Below are 5,442 nucleotides of genomic sequence, written 5' to 3' on the forward strand. Positions count from 1 at the left end.
TTGATGGGTAATGTAGGATTTGAACCTACGGCATCCTGCGTGTAAAGCAGGCGCTCTACCACTGAGCTAATCACCCAATTGCACTCACAAGAATTTATGATATCAGAGTATTCCAAAAAAATCAAGTAAAAAAATCTAAACTTTTAAATGCCCTCTGGCCGTACCCACGATCGCATCACACTATGGAGTTTGCCCTTTGTCGCAGCCCTCACCCTTGGCCAGACTCGCAGCAGTCATCTAACTTTGCTGGTTTCTGGCAGCTTTTTATTGGGCGGGCTGATGTTTGGCCCCGACTTGGATATCTACTCCTGTCAGTATCAGCGCTGGGGATGGTTCAAGCTGATTTGGCTACCCTACCAAAAAAGGCTGCGCCACCGCTCTTGGCTGTCCCACGGCCCTTTGATTGGCACTGCTGTACGTATCTTGTACCTCGCTACCTGGCTCGGAGTTGTGGGGATATTTGGGTTGGCCATTACTCAAACAGTCGGGAATCCAACCTGGAACTGGCAGCAAGTGCTTTTAAGTTGCTGGCACTCGATCGCCAAACACCCGATCGAATTGTTAGCTGTTTACATCGGTCTAGAATTTGGCGCTATGAGCCACTATTTGAGCGATTGGGGAGGCTCGGCTTACAAAAGATTCAAAAAAAAAGGATTGAGCCGGCTGCATCCTCCTGAGACAATCAAGGTGGCAAAACGCAAAGCTCCCATCCGCAAATCTAGTAAATCTCTAGTACCAGGAAGCAACAAGAAGCAAGCAGGAAAAAGGAAGAAGCAATAAAATTAATGGTTTGGGTCAATCACAACGTCCTCGGCGCCTTTGAAGGTTGCTCTTACAGGTAAATTACGATCATGTCTGATTCTCAAAGTCGATCGCTCATAGCACTAGAAAAGTTAATCGAAGTTGTAGCAAAATTGCGCGACCCCAAGGGCGGATGTCCCTGGGATTTAGCCCAAACACCCCAAACTCTCATTCCCCATATTATTGAAGAAGCTTACGAAACTGTCGATGCCATTCGTCGCCAAGACCAAGATGCGATCGCCGAAGAATTGGGCGACTTACTATTACAAGTAGTCCTCCAAGCTCAAATTGCCAGCGACTCCAATCAATTTACCCTCGCAGAAATCGCCAATGGGATTACAGAAAAACTAATTCGGCGACATCCCCACGTTTTCGGCGATGTCGAACTCAACAGCGTCGATGAAGTCAACGAAAACTGGGAAAAAATCAAAGCAGCCGAAAAAGGCGAAACTGCTGAAAAACCCCCAACTTTCGCATCGAAAATGAGCCGTTATGCCAGCACTTTGCCTCCGATCGCCGCCGGGATGAAAATCTCTCAAAAAGCTGCGGAAGCGAGTTTTGATTGGGACACTGTGGATGGTGTTTGGGATAAATTTCACGAAGAAATGGCTGAATTTGAACACGCGCTCAAACATGAGGATAAAGCAGCCCAGGAGTCGGAATTAGGAGATATTATGTTTGTGTTAATCCAATTGGCTCGCTGGTATGGTTTAGATGCGTCGGCTGCTTTGCAGGGGACAAATCAGCGGTTTGTGGATCGGTTTGCCTTAGTTGAAGCTAAGTGCGATCGACCTTTATCTGATTATCCGGTGGCAGAGTTAGAGGCAATTTGGCAGCAAGCTAAAAAAATTGTGGCTAAACAAACAGGCGATGTCTAATATCAAAACTTTAACTTAATCGATCGACTTCTCAAGTGTCCCAGCGGACAAGAACCAGAAGTGTTGGACAGTCAGCCGGAGTTGATGGATGGGGGATTGGTAAAAACATTAATGCAACTGGCAACCATGATGGCGCATCAAGATAATCAGGATGGTGCAAAGTTTCTAATTTTCTTGGCGCGGCAATTAAGTAAAGAATTGGGTTTGTATCCTGAAGTTTCACCGAAACAGTAAATTTTATAGGACTATTGTTGCTCTCCTGTTCGTAGGTTCTCTGGGAGTAACAGCTTGGCTTTATCTATCAGTCAACCATCAATATCAACCGGGCGGGATCGAGCCGCACGTACCAGGGAAAAGGCCGATCTTTGATGTCGTGCCAGTTTTCTTTAAAGACTTCGGCTTGCACGTGGTAATCCTGTCCGCCTGCGGGTATTCCGTTGAATTTGAGAAACAGCGTCATCCGGTGCGGCGTTTCGCTGGTGGCAGCCAACCAACAAGGATAGGTATTATCAAGATCGGGATTGCTAGTGATGCTAATTTGGTGGGCGCGAATGCCAATATCGGTGAACCGATCGTCCAGGGCTTCTAGCGCTTGCAAAGTAATTCCCCAATCGGTTGCTGCTACTAAATTAGATCCCTGCACCACCGCACGGGAAAAGTTTTTACAACCAGTAAGTTGAGCAATGCGAACCGTTTTTGGATGCTCAAAAATCTGATGTTTCGAGTTATAGGCGATCGCTTTTCCCGCCGACATCACCATCAGATTTTCACAAATTCGGTAAGCCTCCTCCAGGTTGTGAGTCACAAATAACGTAATGCCGCGGTAAGTTGCTAAATTTTCCACAAGCTGCCGCTCCATTTGACTGCGGAGATAGGTATCTAGCGCTGAAAAAGGCTCGTCCAACAGCAGCAATTCCGGTTCAGTTGCTAAGGCCCTCGCCAGCGCTACCCGCTGTTGTTGTCCCCCCGAAAGTTGGTGCGGATAGCGATCGCCCAACCCCTGCATTTGCACTCCAGCCAACTGTCGATCGACTCGCTGCTGACACATTGCTTTTGGCAGATGCTGCAACCCAAAGGCAATATTTTGAGCAACTGTCATGTGGGGAAACAGCGCATAATTTTGAAACACCAAACTCACATTTCTTTTGTGGCTGGGTAGGTTAATGTTTTTGTCAGAATCAAAGAGCGATCGGCCATTCAAGACTATTCGCCCTTTCCCAGGCGTATCCACACCGGCAATACAGCGGAGAGTCATGCTTTTACCCGAACCCGATCCGCCGAGTATCCCTAAAGTTTCTTGCTGTGCTGTAAAAGCCGTGTCGAGTTGAAAGTTCGATAATTGTTGTTTAATATCGACGAGCAATCCGGCAGTTGAAGTTGGCAGTTGCCGTTGTATGGAATGCCCTAAACGAGCCGGCTGCGTGCGTTTTCCGCCCCGATTTACAGGCTCATTTGCTTCGAGCATCCCTGCTTGCATTTGCTGTCTTTTGCGTTCGTAGCGCTGCTGCCAAAGGTTCACAGCTATTATTCCCGACAGCGAGAGCATTAAAATAGAAATTGCCCAGAACCAAGCCTCATTCATTTCTCCAGCTTCCACCGCAAAATAGATAGCCATCGGCATGGTTTGCGTTTGTCCGGGAATATTGCCCGCCAGCATTAAGGTTGCTCCAAATTCTCCCAATGCTCGTGCAAATGCGAGGGTAATTCCTGCCACAAGTCCGGGTGCAGCCAAGGGCAATAGAATCTGAAAAAAAACGCGCCTTTGAGAAGCTCCCAAAGTTCTGGCTACTTGCAGTAAACTACTGTCTATTTGTTCAAACGCCCCCAATGCTGTTTTGTACATCAGGGGAAATGAAACAACCGTTGCCGCCACTACTGCGGCATACCAAGTAAAGATAATCGTCAAGTCAAATTGCTGCATCAAGTGTCCGATCGGACCATTTCTGCCAAATAGTAACAGCAGTAAAAAACCCACCACAGTAGGTGGCAAAATCAGCGGCGAAATTAGAATTACTTCAATCAATGATTTCCATCTACCGCGATAGCCCAACATCCAATAAGCCGCAGCAGTACCGAGAAAAAATGTGGCAATGGTTGCAATTCCAGCCGTTTTGAGAGAAATCCAGAGGGGGGATAGATCCGTAGACATAGCAGCAGCCTCATTCAGCTATTCCAAATCCGTATTTCTTGAAGATGTCTTGAGTTTGTCTTGTTCTTAAAAATTGAACGTAAGCGCGGGCAGATTGCTGATTTCGACTTGCCTTAATGACTGCGATGGGATAAACAATCGGTGAGTGTAAGTTACTCGGTGCCGTTGCGACTTGCTTAACTTGATTTGAAATTTTTGCATCTGTCACATAAACAACTCCTGCATCAGCATTACCGCTTTCCACCGCACCCAAGACGCTGCGAACTGAGTTGCCGTAAACCAACTTTGAGCGCACTTGCTCGGTTATTCCCAATTTACTGAATAATTCTGCGGCATACCGTCCAGCAGGAACACTGCGCGGCTCACCGATGGAAATTTTCCTAACATTAGAATTGGTTAACTGGCGAAAGTTAGTTAATCCCAAAGCGGAGTTATTAGGCACGATCAAAACCAGATTATTGGTCAAGAGATTGTGGCGGGTATCGTTCAGGATTAGATTTTCGTTTTGCAGTTTGTCCATCTGCAAAGTTGCAGCAGAAATAAAGACATCGACGGGTGCACCCTGTGCAATTTGCTGTTGCAAAGGGCCTGATGCTGCAAAATTGTAGTTGACAGCGACACCAGAATTGGCTTTCTCAAAAATGGGATCGAGTTCCTCTAGCGCATTCTGTAAACTCGCGGCAGCCCCAATTAAAAGTGTTGTCGATTGAGCCTCTGCTGGTAGGGACGAAACTATATTTAAACCAGCAGACAGTATGAGGGTGACAAGCAGACTGCTGAAAAAAGTAATTATATCAAATCCGGTAACATCGGAATTATTCATCTCTCTTATCTCCCTCTGTGTTCTCTGCGTTCTAGTAAGGTTAAATCATTCCGATGCAGCCGAAAACGATATTAGACGTTTTTTCATAATAATCGATGAATAAAGATACTAATGAAAGCACATCCTACATATGCCACCTTAACTGATTCTGGCGATCGCGGAATGTCGGATTGAACGCAGTCATAATTAATCCCCTGACGGGGTGGTCATATAAAATCCCTTGTCAAATTAGGCAAACAGCATAAAAAAGTAGCTGATACTCGTAAAGATTTCCATTTCAAAACAGCTAACAATATAGAAATTCAGCACGCTTTGCCAACAAAACAGAAGCGAAACATTTACGAGCAATTGCGAGACAAATTCACCCCAAAATCACGTAAATGCTCCGCCACCTCTGCCAAAAAAGCAATTAAGACATTGCCTGAGCGATATAATCAAAATAAGGAGCAGCTTCCTTCGCATCCTCCTGATTGAGCAAAGCCAAAGAAGCTTCCTTCAAACAGCGGATTGCTTCCGCCATCCCTGGAACTGGAACGCCCAGAGAATTGTACATTTCCCGAACCCCAATCAAACCGATGCTTTCGATGGGTTCCTTGTCTCCAGCCAAAATACCATAGGTAATCAGGCGCAAATACCAGCCGTAGTCACGCAGACACAAAGCCCGTTCCCGTTGACCGTAAGCATTACCTCCAGGGGAAATAAAATCAGGGCGTTTTTTCCAGAGTTTTTTGCTAGCTTCATCAACAATTTTTCTTTCACTGTCAGAAAGCGCAGTAGCAATGCGTACCCGC

The 5,442-nt window shown here is 46.2% G+C and carries 6 protein-coding genes and 1 tRNA gene; 3 read left to right on the plus strand and 4 right to left on the minus strand.

From position 1 onward, the window contains the following. Positions 1-4: 4 nt before the first annotated feature. A tRNA-Val gene (locus AAFP11_RS29580) sits at positions 5-76 on the minus strand. Between the two features lie 71 nt (positions 77-147). Here AAFP11_RS29580 and AAFP11_RS29585 point away from each other — a divergent pair. The 3 genes from AAFP11_RS29585 (at position 148) to AAFP11_RS29595 (ending at position 1,913) form a co-directional block, all read left to right on the plus strand. Continuing rightward, on the plus strand, positions 148-780 hold the full coding sequence (locus tag AAFP11_RS29585) for a metal-binding protein (protein ID WP_341740215.1): 633 nt from the start codon (positions 148-150) through the stop codon (positions 778-780). Between the two features lie 71 nt (positions 781-851). Further along, on the plus strand, positions 852-1,679 hold the full coding sequence (gene mazG, locus AAFP11_RS29590) for a nucleoside triphosphate pyrophosphohydrolase (protein ID WP_341740216.1): 828 nt from the start codon (positions 852-854) through the stop codon (positions 1,677-1,679). 60 nt (positions 1,680-1,739) lie between these two features. After that, a complete protein-coding gene (locus AAFP11_RS29595) occupies positions 1,740-1,913 on the plus strand; it encodes a hypothetical protein (protein ID WP_341740217.1) in 174 nt (57 codons plus the stop codon). Positions 1,914-1,980: 67 nt separating this feature from the next. Here the strand turns inward: AAFP11_RS29595 and modB are convergent, their stop codons facing one another. The 3 genes from modB to AAFP11_RS29610 form a co-directional block, all read right to left on the minus strand. Further along, positions 1,981-3,828 carry a molybdate ABC transporter permease subunit gene (gene modB / locus AAFP11_RS29600; protein ID WP_341740218.1) on the minus strand — a complete coding sequence of 616 codons (1,848 nt, stop codon included), beginning with the start codon at positions 3,826-3,828 and terminating at the stop codon, positions 1,981-1,983. Between the two features lie 10 nt (positions 3,829-3,838). After that, positions 3,839-4,651 carry a molybdate ABC transporter substrate-binding protein gene (modA, locus tag AAFP11_RS29605; RefSeq protein WP_341740219.1) on the minus strand — a complete coding sequence of 271 codons (813 nt, stop codon included), beginning with the start codon at positions 4,649-4,651 and terminating at the stop codon, positions 3,839-3,841. 409 nt (positions 4,652-5,060) lie between these two features. Further along, the coding region (locus tag AAFP11_RS29610; protein ID WP_341740220.1) for an allophycocyanin at positions 5,061-5,442 on the minus strand (382 nt) is incomplete at its 5' end.

This window comes from Microcoleus sp. CAWBG640, assembly GCF_020883015.1.
Lineage (GTDB): Bacteria > Cyanobacteriota > Cyanobacteriia > Cyanobacteriales > Microcoleaceae > Microcoleus > Microcoleus anatoxicus.